Source organism: Arthrobacter sp. BG3, assembly GCF_056680185.1.
The window spans coordinates 4,199,892-4,217,635 of the sequence record NZ_CM155270.1; the positions used below are offsets into that span (position 1 = coordinate 4,199,892).

At 67.8% G+C, this 17,744-nt stretch carries 15 protein-coding genes; 7 read left to right on the forward strand and 8 right to left on the reverse strand.

All coding sequences use genetic code 11. The features are described from left to right. Positions 1 to 2: 2 nt before the first annotated feature. Genes AC1MFL_RS18985 through AC1MFL_RS18995 form a run of 3 tightly spaced genes read right to left on the reverse strand, consistent with a single transcriptional unit; the run spans position 3 to position 3,700 of the window. Positions 3 to 914, reverse strand: a complete 912-nt coding sequence (locus AC1MFL_RS18985) for a MaoC/PaaZ C-terminal domain-containing protein (protein ID WP_479811985.1) — start codon at positions 912 to 914, stop codon at positions 3 to 5. Then, positions 911 to 2,251 carry a 3-oxoacyl-ACP reductase gene (locus tag AC1MFL_RS18990; protein ID WP_479811987.1) on the reverse strand — a complete coding sequence of 447 codons (1,341 nt, stop codon included), beginning with the start codon at positions 2,249 to 2,251 and terminating at the stop codon, positions 911 to 913. Before AC1MFL_RS18990 ends, AC1MFL_RS18985 begins: the two co-directional genes overlap by 4 nt. A 9-nt stretch (positions 2,252 to 2,260) precedes the next feature. Beyond that, positions 2,261 to 3,700 (reverse strand): acetyl-CoA C-acetyltransferase, encoded by a 1,440-nt coding sequence (locus AC1MFL_RS18995; protein ID WP_479811989.1) that lies wholly within the window; start codon positions 3,698 to 3,700, stop codon positions 2,261 to 2,263. A gap of 68 nt (positions 3,701 to 3,768) precedes the next feature. Here AC1MFL_RS18995 and AC1MFL_RS19000 point away from each other — a divergent pair, with 68 nt between their 5' ends. Together AC1MFL_RS19000 and AC1MFL_RS19005 are read left to right on the forward strand one after the other, a co-directional pair. Next, positions 3,769 to 4,590: a TetR family transcriptional regulator gene (locus AC1MFL_RS19000; RefSeq protein WP_479815570.1), complete on the forward strand. Its 822-nt coding sequence runs from the start codon at positions 3,769 to 3,771 to the stop codon at positions 4,588 to 4,590. Then, positions 4,587 to 6,761 (forward strand): acyl-CoA dehydrogenase family protein, encoded by a 2,175-nt coding sequence (locus tag AC1MFL_RS19005; RefSeq protein WP_479811991.1) that lies wholly within the window; start codon positions 4,587 to 4,589, stop codon positions 6,759 to 6,761. The genes AC1MFL_RS19000 and AC1MFL_RS19005 overlap by 4 nt, the downstream gene beginning before the upstream one ends. 106 nt (positions 6,762 to 6,867) lie before the next feature. Here AC1MFL_RS19005 and glgA read toward each other — a convergent pair whose 3' ends face one another. Continuing rightward, positions 6,868 to 8,073, reverse strand: coding sequence for a glycogen synthase (gene glgA / locus AC1MFL_RS19010; RefSeq protein ID WP_479811993.1), 1,206 nt, complete (start codon positions 8,071 to 8,073; stop codon positions 6,868 to 6,870). Between the two features lie 96 nt (positions 8,074 to 8,169). Here glgA and glgC point away from each other — a divergent pair, with 96 nt between their 5' ends. The 3 genes from glgC to AC1MFL_RS19025 all read left to right on the forward strand — a co-directional run bounded on the left by glgC (position 8,170) and on the right by AC1MFL_RS19025 (position 11,675). After that, a complete protein-coding gene (glgC, locus tag AC1MFL_RS19015; RefSeq protein ID WP_479815572.1) occupies positions 8,170 to 9,591 on the forward strand; it encodes a glucose-1-phosphate adenylyltransferase in 1,422 nt (473 codons plus the stop codon). A 60-nt stretch (positions 9,592 to 9,651) separates the two neighbouring features. Further along, entirely contained in the window at positions 9,652 to 11,115 is a 1,464-nt protein-coding gene (locus AC1MFL_RS19020; protein WP_479811995.1) for an SDR family NAD(P)-dependent oxidoreductase, read from the forward strand. An 89-nt stretch (positions 11,116 to 11,204) separates the two neighbouring features. Further along, the gene (locus tag AC1MFL_RS19025; RefSeq protein ID WP_479811997.1) at positions 11,205 to 11,675 is read left to right on the forward strand and encodes a pyridoxamine 5'-phosphate oxidase family protein; all 471 of its coding nucleotides are present in this window, start codon (positions 11,205 to 11,207) and stop codon (positions 11,673 to 11,675) included. Positions 11,676 to 11,813: 138 nt separating this feature from the next. Here the strand turns inward: AC1MFL_RS19025 and AC1MFL_RS19030 are convergent, their stop codons facing one another. After that, the gene (locus tag AC1MFL_RS19030; protein WP_479811999.1) at positions 11,814 to 12,266 is read right to left on the reverse strand and encodes a universal stress protein; all 453 of its coding nucleotides are present in this window, start codon (positions 12,264 to 12,266) and stop codon (positions 11,814 to 11,816) included. A gap of 428 nt (positions 12,267 to 12,694) precedes the next feature. On the opposite strand from AC1MFL_RS19030, the gene AC1MFL_RS19035 reads away from it, so the two are divergent. Then, positions 12,695 to 13,423, forward strand: coding sequence for a response regulator (locus AC1MFL_RS19035; protein ID WP_479812001.1), 729 nt, complete (start codon positions 12,695 to 12,697; stop codon positions 13,421 to 13,423). 30 nt (positions 13,424 to 13,453) lie between these two features. Here the strand turns inward: AC1MFL_RS19035 and AC1MFL_RS19040 are convergent, their stop codons facing one another. Beyond that, positions 13,454 to 15,154 (reverse strand): GAF domain-containing sensor histidine kinase, encoded by a 1,701-nt coding sequence (locus AC1MFL_RS19040; protein WP_479815574.1) that lies wholly within the window; start codon positions 15,152 to 15,154, stop codon positions 13,454 to 13,456. A gap of 170 nt (positions 15,155 to 15,324) precedes the next feature. Here AC1MFL_RS19040 and AC1MFL_RS19045 point away from each other — a divergent pair, with 170 nt between their 5' ends. Beyond that, on the forward strand, positions 15,325 to 15,825 hold the full coding sequence (locus tag AC1MFL_RS19045; RefSeq protein WP_479812003.1) for a pyridoxamine 5'-phosphate oxidase family protein: 501 nt from the start codon (positions 15,325 to 15,327) through the stop codon (positions 15,823 to 15,825). A 114-nt stretch (positions 15,826 to 15,939) separates the two neighbouring features. On the opposite strand, the gene AC1MFL_RS19050 is transcribed toward AC1MFL_RS19045, so the two are convergent. Together AC1MFL_RS19050 and AC1MFL_RS19055 are read right to left on the reverse strand one after the other, a co-directional pair. Next, entirely contained in the window at positions 15,940 to 16,791 is an 852-nt protein-coding gene (locus AC1MFL_RS19050; RefSeq protein WP_479812005.1) for a transglutaminase family protein, read from the reverse strand. Beyond that, positions 16,788 to 17,714, reverse strand: coding sequence for an alpha-E domain-containing protein (locus tag AC1MFL_RS19055; protein WP_479812007.1), 927 nt, complete (start codon positions 17,712 to 17,714; stop codon positions 16,788 to 16,790). The genes AC1MFL_RS19050 and AC1MFL_RS19055 overlap by 4 nt, the downstream gene beginning before the upstream one ends. Positions 17,715 to 17,744: the final 30 nt, after the last annotated feature.

Sequence of the window (17,744 nt, forward strand, 5' to 3'; positions counted from 1 at the left end):
GTCTACAGTGCGGCAACCGCCCCGCTGAAGTGCCTGCGTCCGGACCGTGAGTTCCAGGCGACGTAGTCTGAGCGTTCCCACGCCCCGTCGGTCCCCTCCACGGTGCTGATGTCCAGCGCCACACTGGCCGGCAGGAATACCGGCGCCTCGAAGGCAACCGTCCAGCTGAACGCGTCGCCCTTGGCGGTACCCACGTCCGCCAGCGCCCTCGATGCCAAGTACATGCCGTGCGCGATCGACCGGCGCAGCCCCAGGGCCCTGGCCGAGAGGACACTCAGGTGGATCGGGTTGAAGTCGCCGGACACGGCCGCGTAGGCGCGCCCGGTGTCCACACCCAGCTGCCACAGTGCGGTGGGATCCGGCGCCGAAAAAGCCGCCGGGACCGCAGCAGCGGTGGGCTTGTCGATCCCCGGCAGGAACACGCCCTTCGCCAGATAACTGGAGACGCCGCGCCAGCGGAGGTCGTCCTCCCCCGCCCCGCGCACCTCGGTGACGAGGTCCAGCTGGCTGCCGGACCGGTGTCCGCGCAGGTTCTCCGCCCACGCCCGAATGTCCAGGGCCTCGGTGAAGCGGCTGGGCGCGGACTGCACCACTCGGTTTTCCAAGTGGATCATCCCCAGCAGGGGCAGCGGGAAATCATCCCGGTTCATCACGCTCATGGCCAGCGGGAACGCCAGCGCATGGATAAAGCCGGCCGGCAGCACATCACTCGCGGTCTCGCCGATGAGGTGCTGGTACGCCGTGAGGTTCTCCACTGCCGCCTTCACGTCGCGGACCTCATGCCGGGTTTCCGGGAGTCCGGCGCCCGCGTCCGTGCCCAGTACCCGTCGGCGGGCCGCGGCCGCTGCCGCATTCAGGTACAGCTTCGACAGCGACGGCATCTCGCCCAGGATGACCGGCTGCGAAGGGGTCATGCTCCCACCAGGTTCTGCCCGCAGACCCTCAGTACCTCGCCGGAAATGCCGCCGGCCGCGTCACTGGCCAGGAACGCGATGGCCTCGGCGACGTCGCCCGGCTGGCCGCCCTGTTGCAGGGAGTTGAGCCGGCGCGCGACTTCCCGGGTGGCGAACGGGATCTTCGCGGTCATCTCGGTTTCGATGAAGCCGGGGGCGACGGCGTTGATGGAGCCGCCGTGCGTGCCGATCAGCGGTGCCGTGGCCCGGACCATGCCCATCACGCCGCCCTTCGAGGCGGCATAGTTGGTCTGGCCGCGGTTGCCGGCGATGCCGCTGGTGGAGGCGACGGAGACGATCCGCGGGGAGTTCCGGAAGTGTCCGGACGCCAGCAGGGCTTCGTTGATCCGAAGCTGCGCGGCGATATTGACCGCGATCACCGGGGTCCAGCGCCCTTCGTCCATGTTGGCCAGCAGCTTGTCCCGGGTGATGCCGGCATTGTGGACCACGATGTCCAGCCGCCCGTGGCGTTCCACGGCGTGGTCGATGATCCGCTGCCCGGCATCCGTCCGGCTGATGTCCAGCTGCAGCGCCGTGCCGCGCACCTCGTTGGCCACCGCGGCGAGGTGGTCTCCGGCCGCCGGGATGTCAACGACGACGAGCGTGGCGCCGTCGCGGTACAGGGTGCGGGCAATCGCCGCGCCGATTCCGCGCGCGGCGCCGGTCACGACGGCGACCTTGCCTGCGAGCGGCTTCCCGGCATCGGCCGGCAGTTGCCCTTCGGCGGAGCTGACGGTGAGGAATTGACCGTCGACGAACGCGGAGCGGCCGGACAGGAAGAACCGGAGTGCGCCGAGGGTGCTGGGGCTGGTGGTGCGCACGCCGCCGGCCAGCAGGATGCCGTTGCCGGTGGCCCCGGCCCGGAGCTCCTTGGCCAGCGAGCGGAGCAGCCCGTCCACCCCCTGGCGGGCGGCCGCAACGGCCGGGGATGCCATGTCAGCGGCGGTGCGGGAGACGGTGATCACGCGGGAATTGGGGGCCAGGTCCCGCAGCGAGGTGGCTGCGGTGAGCACCGGCCGGGCGAGGTCTTCCGGACGGCCCAGCTCATCCAGCACAAGGATGATGGCGCCGAGTTTTTCCTTCGGCACCGCGTGGCGGCGCACATCGAGGTTCCAGGACAGCAGGGTCGCGGCCAGCTCATCCGCGCCGGAGCCGGCACCCTGGACCAGAACGGGTCCGGTGACCAGCGGCTGGTCCGGCTGGTAGCGGCGCAGCACCACCGGCTGGGGCAGCCCAAGCTTCCTGGCGATATCCCTGCCGGGGCCCTTGCTCACCAGCTGCGTGTACATATCAGTCATCGGATCCCCCTAGTGTGCTTCAAGAATAGCGACGACGCCCTGGCCGCCTGCGGCGCAGATGGAGATGAGTCCGCGGGCGGGGCGGCCGTCGACCCGGCCCCTGCTGTGCAGCATTTTGGCGAGCGAGGCGACGATCCGTCCGCCGGTGGCTGCGAAGGGGTGGCCGGCCGCGAGCGAGGAGCCGTTGACGTTGAGCTTGGAGCGGTCGATGCTGCCGAAGGCTCCGTCCAGGCCCAGCCGGGTGCGGCCGAAGTCCTCGTCCTCCCATGCGGCCAGAGTGCTGAGCACCGTTCCGGCGAAGGCCTCATGGATTTCGAAGAAGTCGATGTCGTCCAGGCTGAGCCCGTTGCGGGCCAGCAGCCGCGGCACCGCGAAGGCCGGCGCCATCAGGAGGCCGTCCTTGCCGTGGACGAAGTCGACGGCCGCCGCCTCGCCGTCGACGACGGTGGCCAGCTTGGGCAGGTCGTGGGCGTCCGCCCACTCCTCGGACGCAAGCAGCACGGTGGACGCCCCGTCGGTCAGCGGGGTGGAGTTGCCGGCCGTCATGGTCGCCGCCGAGCCCAGGTTTTTGCCGAAGACGGGCTTGAGGGTGGCCAGTTTTTCGAGGCTGGTGTCGGCCCTCAGGTTGGAGTCACGGGTGAGTCCGCGGTAGGGGGTGAGCAGGTCATCGAAGAAGCCCGCGTCGTAGGCGGCTGCCAGATTGCGGTGGCTGTTGAAGGCCAGCTCATCCTGCGCCTCGCGGGTGACCTTCCACTGCGCCGTGGTGAGCGCCTGGTGCTCGCCCATGGACAGGCCGGTGCGGGGTTCGCCCGTGTTGGGCGCGTCCGGGGTGAGGTCCTTGGGCCGGAGGCGGCTGAGGACTTTCAGCCGCTGCGGCATCGTCTTGGCACGGTTCAGGTCCAGCAGCACCTCGCGCATGCCCTCGCTCACGGCGATGGGGGCGTCCGAGGCGGAGTCGACGCCGCCGGCGATGGCCGAATCGATCTGTCCGAGCTTGATCTTGTTGGCCAGGCCGAGGACCGTTTCCAGTCCGGTGGCGCAGGCCTGCTGCAGATCGTAGGCCGGGGTTTCAGCGGACAGGGCGGAGCCGAGCACGGCTTCACGCGTCAGGTTGAAGTCACGGGAGTGCTTGAGCACGGCGCCGGCGCCGACTTCCCCGATGCGCTCGTCCTGCAGTCCGAAACGTGCGATCAGCCCGTCCAGGGCGGCCGTCAGCATGTCCTGGTTGGAGGACTTGGTATAGGCGCCCCCGGTCCGGGCAAAGGGAATGCGGTTGCCGCCCACGATGACCGCCTTGCGCAGCTGCGCCGCTGCCGGAGCTGCAGCGCTCCCGCCGACCGGACGGGCCGCCGGCGCGGCTGCTGCGTGCGGGGCAGCAGGCGCTGCCTCGGGGGTCGCTGCGGGGGTTAAATCCTTTGGTCCGGATGCGGACTGTCCGTTGACGGACATGGGCTGTCTCCTTCGATCAAAGCGGGTTACCGATACCCAGCGTACCTGATACGCTGGGTATCGTGAACATCCCCCAGACAGGTCTTCCCGGTGGTAACCCGGCCGGCTCCGCTGCCGCCGGTGGCGGCGGCGTGGACGGCCGCGACTCGCGCTGGCAGTCGCACCGGGAGGAACGGCGCCGCGAGCTGATCAAGTCGGCCCGCAAGGCCGTGCACGCGCTGGGCAGCGACGCCTCGATGGAGGAGATCGCGGCAGCGGCCGGAACCTCCAAATCCGTGTTCTACCGCTACTTCGGCGACAAGGCCGGGCTGCAGCAGGCTGTCGGCGAGGTGGTGCTGAGCCAGATGCAGCGCCGGATCCAGGAAGCCGCCCAGAGTGCCCAGACTCCCCGCGAGGGGCTGTTCGCGATGGTCTCCGCTTACCTGCAGATGGCGGAAACCAGCCCCAACGTGTACACGTTCGTCACGCGCTACACCCCCGGGGAGGCGGACGCCACCAACGGAACCATCGCCACTGCGGGTGCCCTTGGTCATTTTTTTGCGGCGATCAGCGACATGATCGCCCGGCCCATGCGCAGCCACCTCGGGGACTCCGCCGGGCGCGAGGCCGTGATCGGCTACTGGCCGAACGCGGCGATCGGCCTGGTCCGGAACGCCGGCGAACAATGGCTCGCCAGCCCGGCCTCCCCTGCCAGGCCCGACCAGGAGGCGATGGCGCGCCAGATTACCGACTGGCTGTGCCTTGGGATTGCCCCGGAGCTCCGCACGGTCCCCGTCCCGGAGCGGCCCGCCCGGTCATCCGCGGGGCCGGACTCCCCGGGGCCGGACCAGGCTCCAACCAGCCACGACGCCACTACCGACTTGTCAGAACCAGAGAAGGAAACGACATGACCGAAACAGTCGATCGCACTGCGGGCGCCACTTCGAAGAAGACTGCCCAGACGCGCGCTGCGTCCCCCAAAGCGGCAGCTCCCAGAGCGGCAGCTGCCGAAACGGCCGCCTCCGGAGCGCCGGTCCCCGTCGTCGACGTCGCGGCGCTGGGCGAACTGCTCCTTGGAAAGTGGGCCGACACGCGCCGGACCGCACGGGCGCTGGCGGCGCGGCCGGAGCTGCACAAGACAGAGGGCCTGACGCACACCGAACACCGCCAGCGCGTCTTCGGCCAGCTGAAGATCCTGGTCGAGAACGGCGCCGTGCACCGCGCCTTCCCCGCGTCCGTCGGGGGCGCCGACGAACACGGCGGCAACGTGGCCGGCTTCCAGGAACTCGTCATCGCCGACCCCTCGCTGCAGATCAAGGCCGGAGTCCAGTGGGGCCTGTTCGGCTCTGCCGTGAACCACCTCGGCACCGCGGAGCACCACGCCAAGTGGCTGCCCGGCATCATGAACCTGGACATTCCCGGCTGCTTTGCCATGACCGAGACCGGGCACGGCTCGGACGTCGCCAGCATCGCCACCACTGCCACCTACGATCCGGCGACCGAGGAATTCGTGGTGCACACGCCGTTCCGCGCGGCGTGGAAGGACTACATCGGGAATGCCGCCACGGACGGCCTCGCCGCCGTCGTCTTCGCCCAGCTCGTGACGGGCGGCGTGAACCACGGGGTCCATGCCTTCTACATGGACCTCCGCGATCCTGAAACGAAGGCGTTCCTGCCCGGCATCGGCGGCGAGGACGACGGCGTCAAGGGCGGACTGAACGGCATCGACAACGGCCGGCTGCACTTCACACACGTCCGGATCCCGCGCACCCACCTGCTGAACCGCTACGGCAACGTCGACGCCGACGGCAGCTACAGCTCCCCCATCGCCAGCCCGGGCCGCCGCTTCTTCACCATGCTCGGCACCCTGGTCCAGGGCCGCGTCTCGCTCGACGGCGCTGCCGTCACCGCCTCGAAGCTGGCCCTGAAAACGGCGATCCAGTACGCCACGGAACGCCGCCAGTTCAATGCGTCGTCGCAGACCGACGAGGAAGTGCTGCTGGACTACCAGCGGCACCAGCGGCGGCTGTTCACCCGCCTGGCCAGAACCTACGCCGCCGGTTTCGCGAGCGAACAGCTCCTGGAGAAATTCGATGACGTCTTCTCCGGCCGCGCCGACACGGACGAGGACCGCCAGGACCTGGAGACCCTCGCCGCGGCCCTCAAACCGCTCAGCACCTGGCATGCCCTCGACACGCTGCAGGAATGCCGCGAGGCCTGCGGCGGCGCCGGGTTCCTGATCGAGAACCGCTTTGCCTCGCTGCGCGCCGACCTCGACGTCTACGCCACCTTCGAAGGTGACAACACCGTCCTGCTGCAGCTGGTCGCCAAGCGGCTGCTGGCCGACTACGCCAAGGAATTCCGGAACGTGAACTTCGGGGTGCTCACCCGCTACGTGGTCGGCCAGGCCACCGGTGCCGCCATCCACCGGACCGGCCTGCGCGGCGTCGCCCAGTTCATGGCCGATACCGGGTCGGTGCAGAAGGCGGCCATCGCGATCAAGGACGAAGCGAGCCAGCGCGCCCTGCTGACCGACCGGGTGCAGACCATGGTCGCTGACGTCGGTTCGGCCCTGAAGGGCGCCAACAAGCTGCCGCAGCAGCAGGGGGCAGCCCTGTTCAACAGCCACCAGAATGAACTCATCGAAGCTGCCCAGGCGCACGCCGAACTGCTGCAGTGGGAGGCCTTCACTGCAGCCCTCTCCAAGGTCACCGACCCGGGAACCAGGAAGGTGCTGACCTGGCTGCGCGACCTCTTCGGGCTGTCCCTGATCGAGGAAAACCTGTCCTGGTACCTGATGAACGGCCGGCTCTCGATGCAGCGCGCCCGGACCCTGGGCGGCTACATCAACCGTCTGCTTGTGAAGATCCGCCCGCACGCCCTGGACCTGGTGGACGCCTTCGGGTTCGGCCCCGACCATCTCCGCGCCGAGATCGCCACGGGTGCCGAAAGAGTCCGCCAGGACGAGGCGCGCGGGTACTTCCGCGCGCAGCGGGCCAGCGGCGACGCCCCGGTGGACGAGAAAATCCTGCTGGCCCGCAAGAGCCACGGGTCACACGGGTCCAAGGCGCGCGGCGCCTGACCCTGCCGGAGTGCGACGACGGCGCCGCCCCCTTGGCCGGGGCGGCGCCGTCGTCGTCTGCTCTTTTGTGCCTGTTTTTCCGTGCCGGCCCTTCCGGTGCCGGCCGTCAGGAACCCGCGGGGAGCACCGAGCGGTAGACCTCGAGGGTGGTTTCCGTGATGGATTCCCAGGAGAAGTGCTCCTCAGCCCGGCGCCGGCCGGCCTCACCCATGGCGCGTGCCCGCTCGGGATTGGACACCACCTCGATCAGCGCCTCGGCGAAGTCGGTGACGAATTTCTCCGGGTCCAGGGGGATGCCCGTGCCGTCCGTGACCTGCTCGATCGGAACCAGCAGTCCGGTCTCGCCGTGCTGGACCACTTCGGGGATTCCGCCGGTGGCGCTGGCCACTACGGCAGCGCCGCAGGCCATCGCCTCGAGGTTCACGATGCCCAGCGGCTCGTAGATGGACGGGCACGCGAACGCGGTCGCGTGGCTGAGCACCTGGACGACTTCGTTGCGGGGCAGCATCCGCTCGATCAGGATGACTCCGCTGCGCTGGCTCTGCAGCTCCTCGATCAGGCGGGCCGTCTCGGCTGCCAGTTCCGGAGTGTCCGCGGCACCCAGGCAAAGGACCAGCTGAACGTCGGCCGGGAGCTTGGCGGCCGCCCGCAGGAGATACGGTACGCCCTTCTGCCGGGTGTTCCGGCCCACGAAGACAACGCTGGGCCGCTCCGGATCAATGCCGAGTCCGCGGATGATGTCATCACCCTCATCCCGGTTCCACTGGCTGACATCGATGCCGTTGTGCACCACCTTGACCTTGGCCGGGTCCACCTCGGGGTAGCTGCGCAGGATGTCCTGGCGCATGCCCTCGGACACGGCGATGATCGCGGCCGCTGCCTCGTATGCGGTTTTTTCCACCCAGGAGGACAGGGCGTAGCCGCCGCCGAGCTGCTCGGCCTTCCACGGACGCAACGGTTCCAGGCTGTGGGCGCTGAGCACATGCGGAATGCCGTGCAGCAGGGAGGCAATGTGCCCCGCCATGTTGGCGTACCAGGTGTGGGAGTGCACCAGGTCCGCGCCGGCGATGTCCGGGACGATTCGCAAATCAACCCCCAGGGTCTGCACTGCGGCGTTCGCCCCGCCGAGATCCTCGGGCACGGCGTAGGACGTCACCGTGGCACCGTGGTACTCCGGCTCACGGGGCGCGCCAAAGGCGCGCACCTGCAGATCCACGTGTTGGGCCAGCACCCTGCTGAGCTCGGCCACGTGGACCCCGGCGCCGCCATAGATTTCGGGCGGGAATTCTTTAGTCACAATGTCTATACGCACAAACCCCAAGGTAGTCGTTACGGTGTAACTGATCTAGTGTGAAGACGTTCGGGCGTGCCGGACAGTTTTGGGGAAGTACAAAGGCGTTCAGGAGCGATCACCATGCCGAATAAAAAAGTTCTGGCCATCGTCCTCGCAGGTGGCGAGGGAAACCGGCTCATGCCACTGACGGCGGACCGGGCCAAACCCGGCGTGCCGTTCGCGGGAAGTTACCGGCTCATTGACTTTGCGTTATCCAACCTGGTCAATTCCCGCTACCTGCAGATTGTCGTCCTGACCCAGTACAAGTCGCACAGCCTGGACCGCCACATTTCCGAAACCTGGCGGATGTCCACGCAACTGGGCAACTACATCGCTTCGGTCCCCGCGCAGCAGCGGGTGGGCAAGAGCTGGTTCCTCGGCAGCGCCAACGCCATCTACCAGTCCCTGAACCTGATCCATGACGCCAACCCGGACATCGTCGTCGTCGTGGGCGCTGACCACGTCTACCGGATGGACTTCGCGCAGATGGTCGACCAGCACGTCGCCAGCGGCGCCAAGGCCACGGTGGCGGCCGTCCGCCAGCCGCTGCACATGGCGGACCAGTTCGGTGTCATCGAAGTGGACCAGAACAACCCGGAGAAGATCGCGGCCTTCGTCGAGAAGCCGTCCTCCACGCCGGGACTGGCCGCCGACCCCAGCCAGTTCCTCGCCTCCATGGGCAACTACGTCTTCAATGCCGACGCGCTCGTCGAGGCCCTGCACGTCGATGCCGAGCGGCTGGACACCAAGCACGACATGGGCGGGGACATCATTCCCTACTTCGTCGACAAGGGCGAGGCCGGCGTCTACGACTTCACCCTGAACGAGATCCCCGGCTCCACCGAACGCGACCGCACCTACTGGCGCGACGTCGGCACCATCGACTCGTTCTACGATGCGCACATGGACCTCATCTCGCCCGTGCCGGTGTTCAACCTCTACAACTCGGAGTGGCCGATCTACACGCGGCAGAGCATCTCCCCGCCGGCCAAGTTTGTCCGTGGCCCGAAGAACACCGTCGGCACCGCCCTGGACTCGATCGTCGCCAGCGGCACCGTGATCTCCGGCGGCATCGTGGAAGGCTCCGTGCTCTCCAATGACGTCTACGTCGGAACCTCCAGCCGGGTGCTCGACTCCGTCCTGATGGACAAGGTCAACATCGGTGCGGGCGCCGTCGTCAAGCGCGCCATCATCGACAAGAACGTCAAGGTCCCCGCCGGCGCCGCGATCGGCCTCGACCACGAACTGGACCGGGCCCGCGGTTTCAAGGTCACCGATTCCGGCATCACGGTGCTTTCCAAGGGACAGCTCGTTCCGGAGCCCGGCGATGCCGAGCGTGAGTTGTCGGCCGCCAACCTGATCCTGGTGCCGGATGCGGTCAGGGCCGCCACCGAGCACTGGCCTGCCCTGCGGGATTCCGTGGACAAGGTCGCGGAAGTCCAGGCCGCCGCCGTCGGCGTCATGGGCCCACGGTCCACCAACGCCCTCCAGGGCTGATCTGCCGCAGCGGGGGCCCGGCGTCGGCCCGGGCTCCCCGCAGGCTGTAAAATTGGGGCAATGAGCTCCCCCGATCTGCCGTCCGATCTGACACCCGAGGAAATCCAGGCCTGCCTGAAGGTCCTGAACACCATCCACGTCTACGACGAGGAGCACCCGGACTACGTCTCGGTGCGTCGGGCCACCGGAAAGATGTTCAAGGCCGTCAAGCGCCACCGGCGGGTCAGCAAGCGGGATCTGATCGCGGACGCGGACCGCGCCGTGATCGCCCAGACCGCGACGGCGGCCCCGGACCGGATCGACGATGAAACCCGCGGCAACAAGCTCGCCCCCTCCACGACGGGGAGCATCGCCGGGCACCTGATCAAGTCCCGGCCGTGCTATGTCTGCAAGCAGCACTACACCCAGGTGGACGCGTTCTACCACCAGCTCTGCCCGGACTGCGCGGCCTTCAGCCACAGCAAGCGCGACGCCCGCACGGACCTGACCGGGCGCAGCGCCCTCCTGACCGGCGGCCGGGCCAAGATCGGCATGTACATCGCGCTGCGGCTGCTCCGCGACGGCGCCCACACCACCATCACAACCCGCTTCCCGAAGGACGCCGCCCGGCGCTTCGCCGCCATGGAGGACAGCGGCGACTGGCTGCACCGGCTGCGGATTGTCGGCATTGACCTGCGCGATCCGTCCCAGGTCATGGCCCTGACCGATTCCCTGGACGCCGCGGGCCCGCTCGACATCATCATCAACAACGCAGCCCAGACCGTCCGCCGCTCCGGCAACGCCTACAAGCCGCTGGTCGACGCCGAGGACGAGCCCCTGCCCGCCGCCCTCCAGGCCGCCAACGGCGGCCCGGAACTCGTGACCTTCGGCCACGCCCACGACAAGCACCCGCTGGCCCTGGCGAGCACCGTGCTGGAGCACCCGGTCCTGGCCGGGGACGCGATCACCTCGCTGGCGCTGTCCACCGGCTCCGCGTCGCTGGAGCGCATCGCGTCCGGCACCGCGATCGACGCCGGCGGCCTGGTTCCGGACGTGGCCAGCATCAACAGCTGGACCCAGGTGGTGGACGAGGTGGATCCCCTCGAAATGCTCGAAGTCCAGTTGTGCAATGTCACCGCCCCCTTCCTGCTGGTCAGCCGGCTCCGCGGTGCGATGAAACGCTCAACCGCGCGGCGGAAGTACATCGTGAACGTCAGCGCCATGGAGGGCCAGTTCTCGCGCGCCTACAAGGGCCCCGGCCACCCGCACACCAACATGGCCAAAGCGGCGCTTAACATGATGACCAGGACCAGCGCCCAGGAGATGCTGGACGCCGACGGCATCCTGATGACCGCCGTCGATACCGGCTGGATCACGGATGAGCGCCCGCACTACACGAAGGTGCGCCTGATGGAGGAGGGCTTCCACGCTCCCCTGGACCTCGTCGACGGGGCCGCCCGGGTCTACGACCCGATCGTTATGGGCGAGGCCGGCGAGGACCAGTTCGGCGTCTTCCTGAAGGACTACAAGCCGAGCCCCTGGTAGCCCGCTGCCATTACCAGAGTCCGCCGGGCGCGCGCTACGGGCCTTATGGCCCTAATGAGGGGACCGGACAGAACGTAACGTGGGTCCACATGAACACAGAGACGACTCCTGCGCCCGAATTCGGGCTGTCTATTGACCAGTGCTGGGTGCTGCTGGACACCGAGGTCGTGGGGCGCATCGCCCTGATTGTGGACGGCCATCCGGAAATCTTTCCGGTGAACTTTGCGCTGGAGCGCCGCTCGATTGTCTTCCGCACCGCCGGGGGCACCAAGCTGTGGGCGGCGATGACGGCCAAACCCGTCGCCTTCGAAATCGACGGCTACGACACCCACGAAAAGCAGGCCTGGAGCGTGGTGGCCCGCGGCGAGGCCGTGCTGATCGAAAGCAAGGAAGAGAAAGCCACCGTCGACGCCCTGCTGCTTGAACCGTGGCAGCCGGGAGACAAGGACTACTACGTCAGGCTTTCCCCCAAGGCGCTGACGGGGCGCCGGTTCACAGTCAACAACCCGGACCTGTGGAGCACCCGGCTTTCGGATCCGCGTCGGGCGTCGTTCGAATAGGGCGTCCTTCGAATAGGCGGCGCTCGAACGAATAGGCAGCGCTCGAACGAATAGGCAGCGCTCGAAATAGAACATCCTTTGAAGAGGGCAGCGCTCGAATCGGGGCTGCCCGGGCGGACCGCCCGGGCAGCCTTCGAACTACTTGTCTGCCTTGGCTGCCGGGGAATGGACGACCAGGACCGGGCAAAGGGCATGGGCCACCAGGGCCGAGCTGACGGAGCCGATCAGCATTCCGCCGAAGCCTCCGTGTCCGCGGCGTCCCACCACCAGCATGTCGGCGTCCCGGCTGGCTTCGATCAGGGTGTGCCGGGGGTGTCCCTGGACGAGGCGGGACTCGACATTGGCTGGCTTTTCCGCCCCGAAGGCCTTTTCCACCGTCTCCTGCAGGATTTCCCCGGCCCGCACGTCGAAGTCGTCGATGCCCATGGCAACATAACCGTCGTAGACCGGAGGAACGTCCCAGCTGGCCAGCGCCACCAGCTTCGCTGAGAGCGGCACGGCCAGGCTCTGGGCCAGCCGCAGCGCCTCCACCGATGCATCGGAACCATCAACCCCCACCACAATGGTCCGGATGTCCCTGGCTTCGGTCATGGCAGATCCCTTCGTCATACAGCTGGCGCGTCCAGCCTACAATGCCGCTCCGGCCAGGGGATGAGGTAGGGCCAAAGGTCATGGGGAAACGGCTGGCTCCTGTCCCGGCAGGACCAAGGACCCTTGTCGGGGCCCCGGGCAGGGAGGATTATTGCAGTCGTCGGTAACGCAGCCGGCTGCTGGACGGCCCACACGAGCGGACGGCCGCATGACCGGCCGGGCCGAATGAGGGGACAATGGGGAGCACGGGGTCAGCTGGAGTGGCGAAGGAGGCAGCTGCGCCAGCAACAATGAACGACAAATGGAATTGCGTTGGCGACAATGAACGACAATGGATTCAGCAGGCATGACCCGCTGCCGGGATCCGTTGAGCAGGCTGGGGAGCACCGCACCATAAATGGCAGCGCAAGCTGCCGGACAGGAGAATGATGATTGCCTGGGCAGACGCAGGTCTCGCTGCACCCGACGGGGCGCCGACCGTCATCCGTGTGTTCATCCTGGATGACCACGAACTCGTCAGGCGCGGACTTCAGGAGCTCCTCGAGGGCGAGGGCTTCGTCGTGGTGGGAAGTTCCGGTTCCGCCGTCGAGGCGACCCGCCGCATCCCCGCCCTACATCCGGATGTCTGTGTCCTCGACGCCCGGCTGCCGGACGGGACCGGAATTGAGGTCTGCCGCGACGTACGCTCGGTGGACCCCTCGCTGAACTGCATCATCCTGACAAGCTTTGACGACGAGCAGGCGCTGCGCGGGGCCGTGCTGGCCGGCGCGAGCGGCTATGTCCTGAAGGAAATCGGCGGCACGGACCTGATCGGGGCACTGCGCCGGGCGGCAAAAGGTGAGTCACTCTTCGCGGAAGGCGTCGCCGCGGGCATCGTCGACAGTCTGGTCGAGGCCGACGAAGTGGACCCCCGGACCTCGGCCCTCACCCCCCAGGAGCGGCGGGTGCTGGAGCTGGTGGGCGGCGGGCTCACGAACCGCCAGATCGCCGCGGAAATGTTCCTCGCAGAGAAAACTGTCAAGAACTACGTCTCCTCGCTGCTCGCCAAGCTGGGCTTCGAACGGCGGACCCAGGCGGCGGTCTTCATCGCCGGCCCTTCCTCCCCCGCGTCCCCCGGGGGCCATGGCGAAGACAGCCGGGCCCACAGGGTCCGCTAGCCGGCCTCCGTCCCGGTCCGGGACGCGCTGCTAAAGCGGCACGGTCCACTCGAGGCTTGTGCCGGCGTCGGGGGCGCTGGTGATGGTGCATTCCCCGTCCAGCATGCGGGCGCGGTCCTCCAGGTTGGCCACTCCCCTGCGTTTCTCCGGTTCGGCGAAGCCCGCACCGTTGTCCGTGATGACCACGGTCACCTTGCCCTTCACCACGCCCACCGACACCGAAATGGCGTCCGCGCCGGAATGCCGGATGGCGTTGCTGAGGCCCTCCGAAACCACGGCCACCACATTGTCCGCCTTGTCCGGCGTGACGGCGTCCACCGGCCCGGTAATGATCAGCCTCGGAGTGAACGGCATGGACTTCGCCGAGCTGCGGGTCACCCGCCGGATCCGGCCGCTGAGCAGTTCCGTTTCGCCGCTGCTGCTCTTGAGCGAGTAGATTGTGTCGCGCAGACTCCTGATCGCCTCGTCCAGCTCGCCGGTGATATTGCGGATCCGCTCGGTGGCCAGCTCATCCTTGGTGAAGCGGGTCAGGCTCTGGACACTCAGCCCCGCCGCGAACAGCCGCTGGATCACGAGGTCGTGCAGGTCGCGGGCGATCCTGTCCCGGTCCGTGAACACGAGCAGTTCCTCGCGGAGCCGGTGGACCCGGGCGAGTTCCAGGGCGAGGGCCACATGGGAACCGAAGACGGCGCCCATTTCGATGTCCGTCCGCGCGTAGCGGAGCGCGTCCGGATCCCGGACCAGCAGGAGGAGCCCGTGATCCGCGCCCTGCGTGCTCAGCGCCACCGCCAGCAGCGGTCCGGTGATCCCGCCGTCGATCTCCCCGAACAGGGCCGAGGCGCTGTCCAGGACCACCGGCTCGCCGCCGTCGAGGACACTTTGAAGTACGGGTGAGTCCATCGCCAGCGACCGCCCGGAGAACTGGGAACTGAGCTTGCCGGCCGCGCCGATGACAACATGGCCGGCGCCGTCACCGGCCGGGGCCACCAGCAGTGCCAGCTGCGAGGCTGACTCCTGCAACGCCCGGCTTGCGATGGGATCCAGCCCGCCGGAAGTGTAGTCGCGGTCGCTGCTGAGCATCAGTCCCGAGACGTCCATGCACGCTTCCAGCCAGCGCGCGCGCCGGCGGGCGTCGTCGTAGAGTCGGGCGTTTTCAATGGCAACCCCGGCGGCGGCGGCCAGGGCCACGGCCAGTCCCTCGTCCTCGGTGGTGAAGTCGCTGCCGTCTTCCTTCTCCGTCAGGTAGAGGTTGCCGAAGACCACGTCCCGCACGCGCACCGGGACGCCGAGGAAGGACTGCATGGGTGGGTGGTTTCCCGGGAAGCCGTAGGATTCCGCATGTGTGCGCAGGTCATGCAGCCGGAGCGGCCGGGGGTCGGAAATCAGCAGGCCCAGGACGCCGTGGCCGGTTGGCAGCGGCCCGATCCGGTGCGCCAGTTCTTCGTCAATGCCGACCGTGATGAAATGGCTGAGCGCAAGGTCGTCACCGATCACGCCCAGGGCGCCGTAGCGGGCATGGAGCAGCCGGCAGGCGGACTGCACAACGCGTTCCAGGACGGCGTCGAGGCTGAGGTCCTCAGCGACTGCGACTACCGCTTCAAGCAACCCCGCCATGCGCTCCTGGGACTGGAGCAGTTCCTCGGCCCTGGAGACAAAACCCTTGAGCACACTGTCGATCTTGTGCTGCGGCTCATTTTCGGTCTGGTCCGGACGTTCCTGCATTGAATGCATGCTCATGGCCCCAATTCGATACTACGGACACAACGATCGTCGACACTGACGATGGTCTTGCCAGAATACCGCGTAGCGGCAGCAAAGGACCTAGACCGGGGACCATATTGCCTTGGATTGTGACCTTCTGCCCTACCAAGGCGACACGGGCTTGGCGTAGGCTCGGCCCCATGAGTACTGATCCGAACCCGGGCGCACACCCCCAGAAAAACCAGCGGCCACATGACGTCGAGAACCTTGACCACCACGAATGCTGGCGGCTGTTACGCAGCGTCTCCGTGGGCCGGCTCGCGGTGTGGGTGGATGACCACCCCGACATCTTCCCGATCAACTACAAGGTGGACCACGGTTCCCTGGTATTCCGCACGGCGGACGGCACCAAACTCCAGGCGGCCACCGGCGACACCCCGGTGGCCGTGGAGGCCGACGGCGTGGACGCGGACAGCGGCATAGCCTGGAGCGTGGTGCTCAAGGGACAGGCCGCCCCGGTGCAGAACCAGCAGGAGGTCCTCGACACCGTGGGGCTCCTGCTGTTCCCCTGGCAGGCGGGCAAGAAGGAGCATTTCGTCAGGATCACCCCCGAAACCGTCACCGGTCGCCGGTTCAAGGTGGTCCCGCCGCTGACCTGGTGGACACCCCTGGACGACGCCACCCGCTCCGGACTCGAATAACAAGAGCGGAAACACCGATGCGCTGTCAGATTGCGTTGCCCTGAGACCGGCGGAACCGGGTCAGAACAGCAACAACTGACAGCGCATCGGCGGGCGCGGGCTGGGCGCCGGAGGTCAGGCCAGCCGGGTGATTTCCACGCTCACGCTGAGGGCGGAGCCGCCGCCGCCGGACAGGATCCCCTTCAGCGGCGGCACGTCGCGGTAGTCACGGCCCCTCGCGACGGTGACGTGGAAGTCGCCGGCCGGTTTGTGGTTGGTGGGGTCCCAGCTGCGCCACTCGCCGTCCCACCATTCCAGCCAGGCGTGTGACTGCCCGGCAACCGTCTCGCCGAGTTCCGCCGTCGACCGCGGGTGCAGGTAACCGGACACATAGCGGGCCGGGATGCCCCGGCTGCGCAGCGCGCCGATCGCGAGGTGCGCCAGGTCCTGGCAGACACCCTGGCGCTGGTTCCAGGCTTCCTCGGCGTTCGTGGTGACGCCGGTGGAGCCCTTCATGTAGGTCATTTCCCCGCGCATCCATTCAAAGACCGCCATTGCGGCTTCGTGCGGGTTGCGGCCCTCGACGACGCCGGGAATGATTCCAAGCACTTCCGTGCCCGGCCCGGTGAGCTGCGACTGCGGAATCCAGTCGCTGAACTTGTTCAGGGTCTCCGGGGCGCCGAGCTCCTCCCAGCCGACGATGTCCGCCTCCGCCGGGATCCGTTCCGCCCGGTGCACTTCGACGGTGGTGGTGGAAAGCACCTCAAGGTGCTCGTGCGGCATCTGCATGTCGAAGCCGGTGACCCGGGTGCCCCAGTAGTCGCGGTAGCTGCTCAGGGCGGCCTGCGAGGGCGAGACCTTCAGGGAAGACTCCAGGACCACCTGCTGGGGATCCGTCAGCGGGGTCATGCGGGCCTCGTTGTAGGAGAGCGTGACCCGCTTGTTGTACTTGTACGCGGTCTTGTGGATGATGCTTAGCCGGGTCATGAAACTTCTCCCACCCAGGCCAGTTCGTCTGCCTGATTGAAGTACTTACGGGAAATGGCGTCCGAGGCCTGCGAGACGGCCTTCTGCACGCGTTCCATGTGCTCGGGCAGTTCAGCCATCAGGTCGTCGGTGCGGTGGAACTCGAGGAAGGTGCGGGCCTGGCCGACAATCCGCCGGGCGTCGTTGATGAAGCCGACGCGCTGGGCCGAGGGGTCCAGCATGGCAAGGCACTCGTCGGCATCCCGCAGCGCGTACACGATGGACCGGGGGAACAACCGGTCCAGCAGCAGGAACTCGGCGGCGTGCTGGTCGCCGAAGGCCGCCCGGCGGGTCCGCAGGAACGATTCATACGCGCCGGCGCAGCGGAGCATGTTGACCCACGACATGCCCGCGGAGAGCACATCCCGGGTGGAGAGCATCCGTGCGGTCATGTCGGCGCGTTCCAGCGAGCGGCCCAGGACCAGGAACTGCCAGCTCTCGTCGTGGCTCACCGTGGTGTCCGCGAGGCCGCTGACCATGGCCGTGCGCTCCAGCACCCAGTTGCAGAAACGGTAGGTGCCGACGACGTCCTTGCGGTGCTGGTTCAGCCCGTAGTACGTCGTGTTCAGGCTCTCCCAGAGACCGGAAGACACGGTCTCGCGGGCCCGGCGGGCGTTCTCCCGCGCCGCCCCGAGGGAACCGGCGATGGAGGTTGCGCTCTGCTTGTCGTAGGCGAGGGCGTTGAGCAGTTCGGGCAGACCGAAGTCCTCGCTCTGCGCCCGGGCGCCCATGACGGCCAGGAGTTCCTGCGCCACGCTGCGCTGTTCCTCCATCGGCAGGTGGTTGAGCCGCTCGAGGTGGACGTCGAGGATGCGGGCGGTGCCGTCAGCCCGTTCCACATAGCGGCCGATCCAAAACAGTGACTCGGCGATACGGCTAAGCATTCGCGGTTACCTCCAGCGCATGGGAAATCT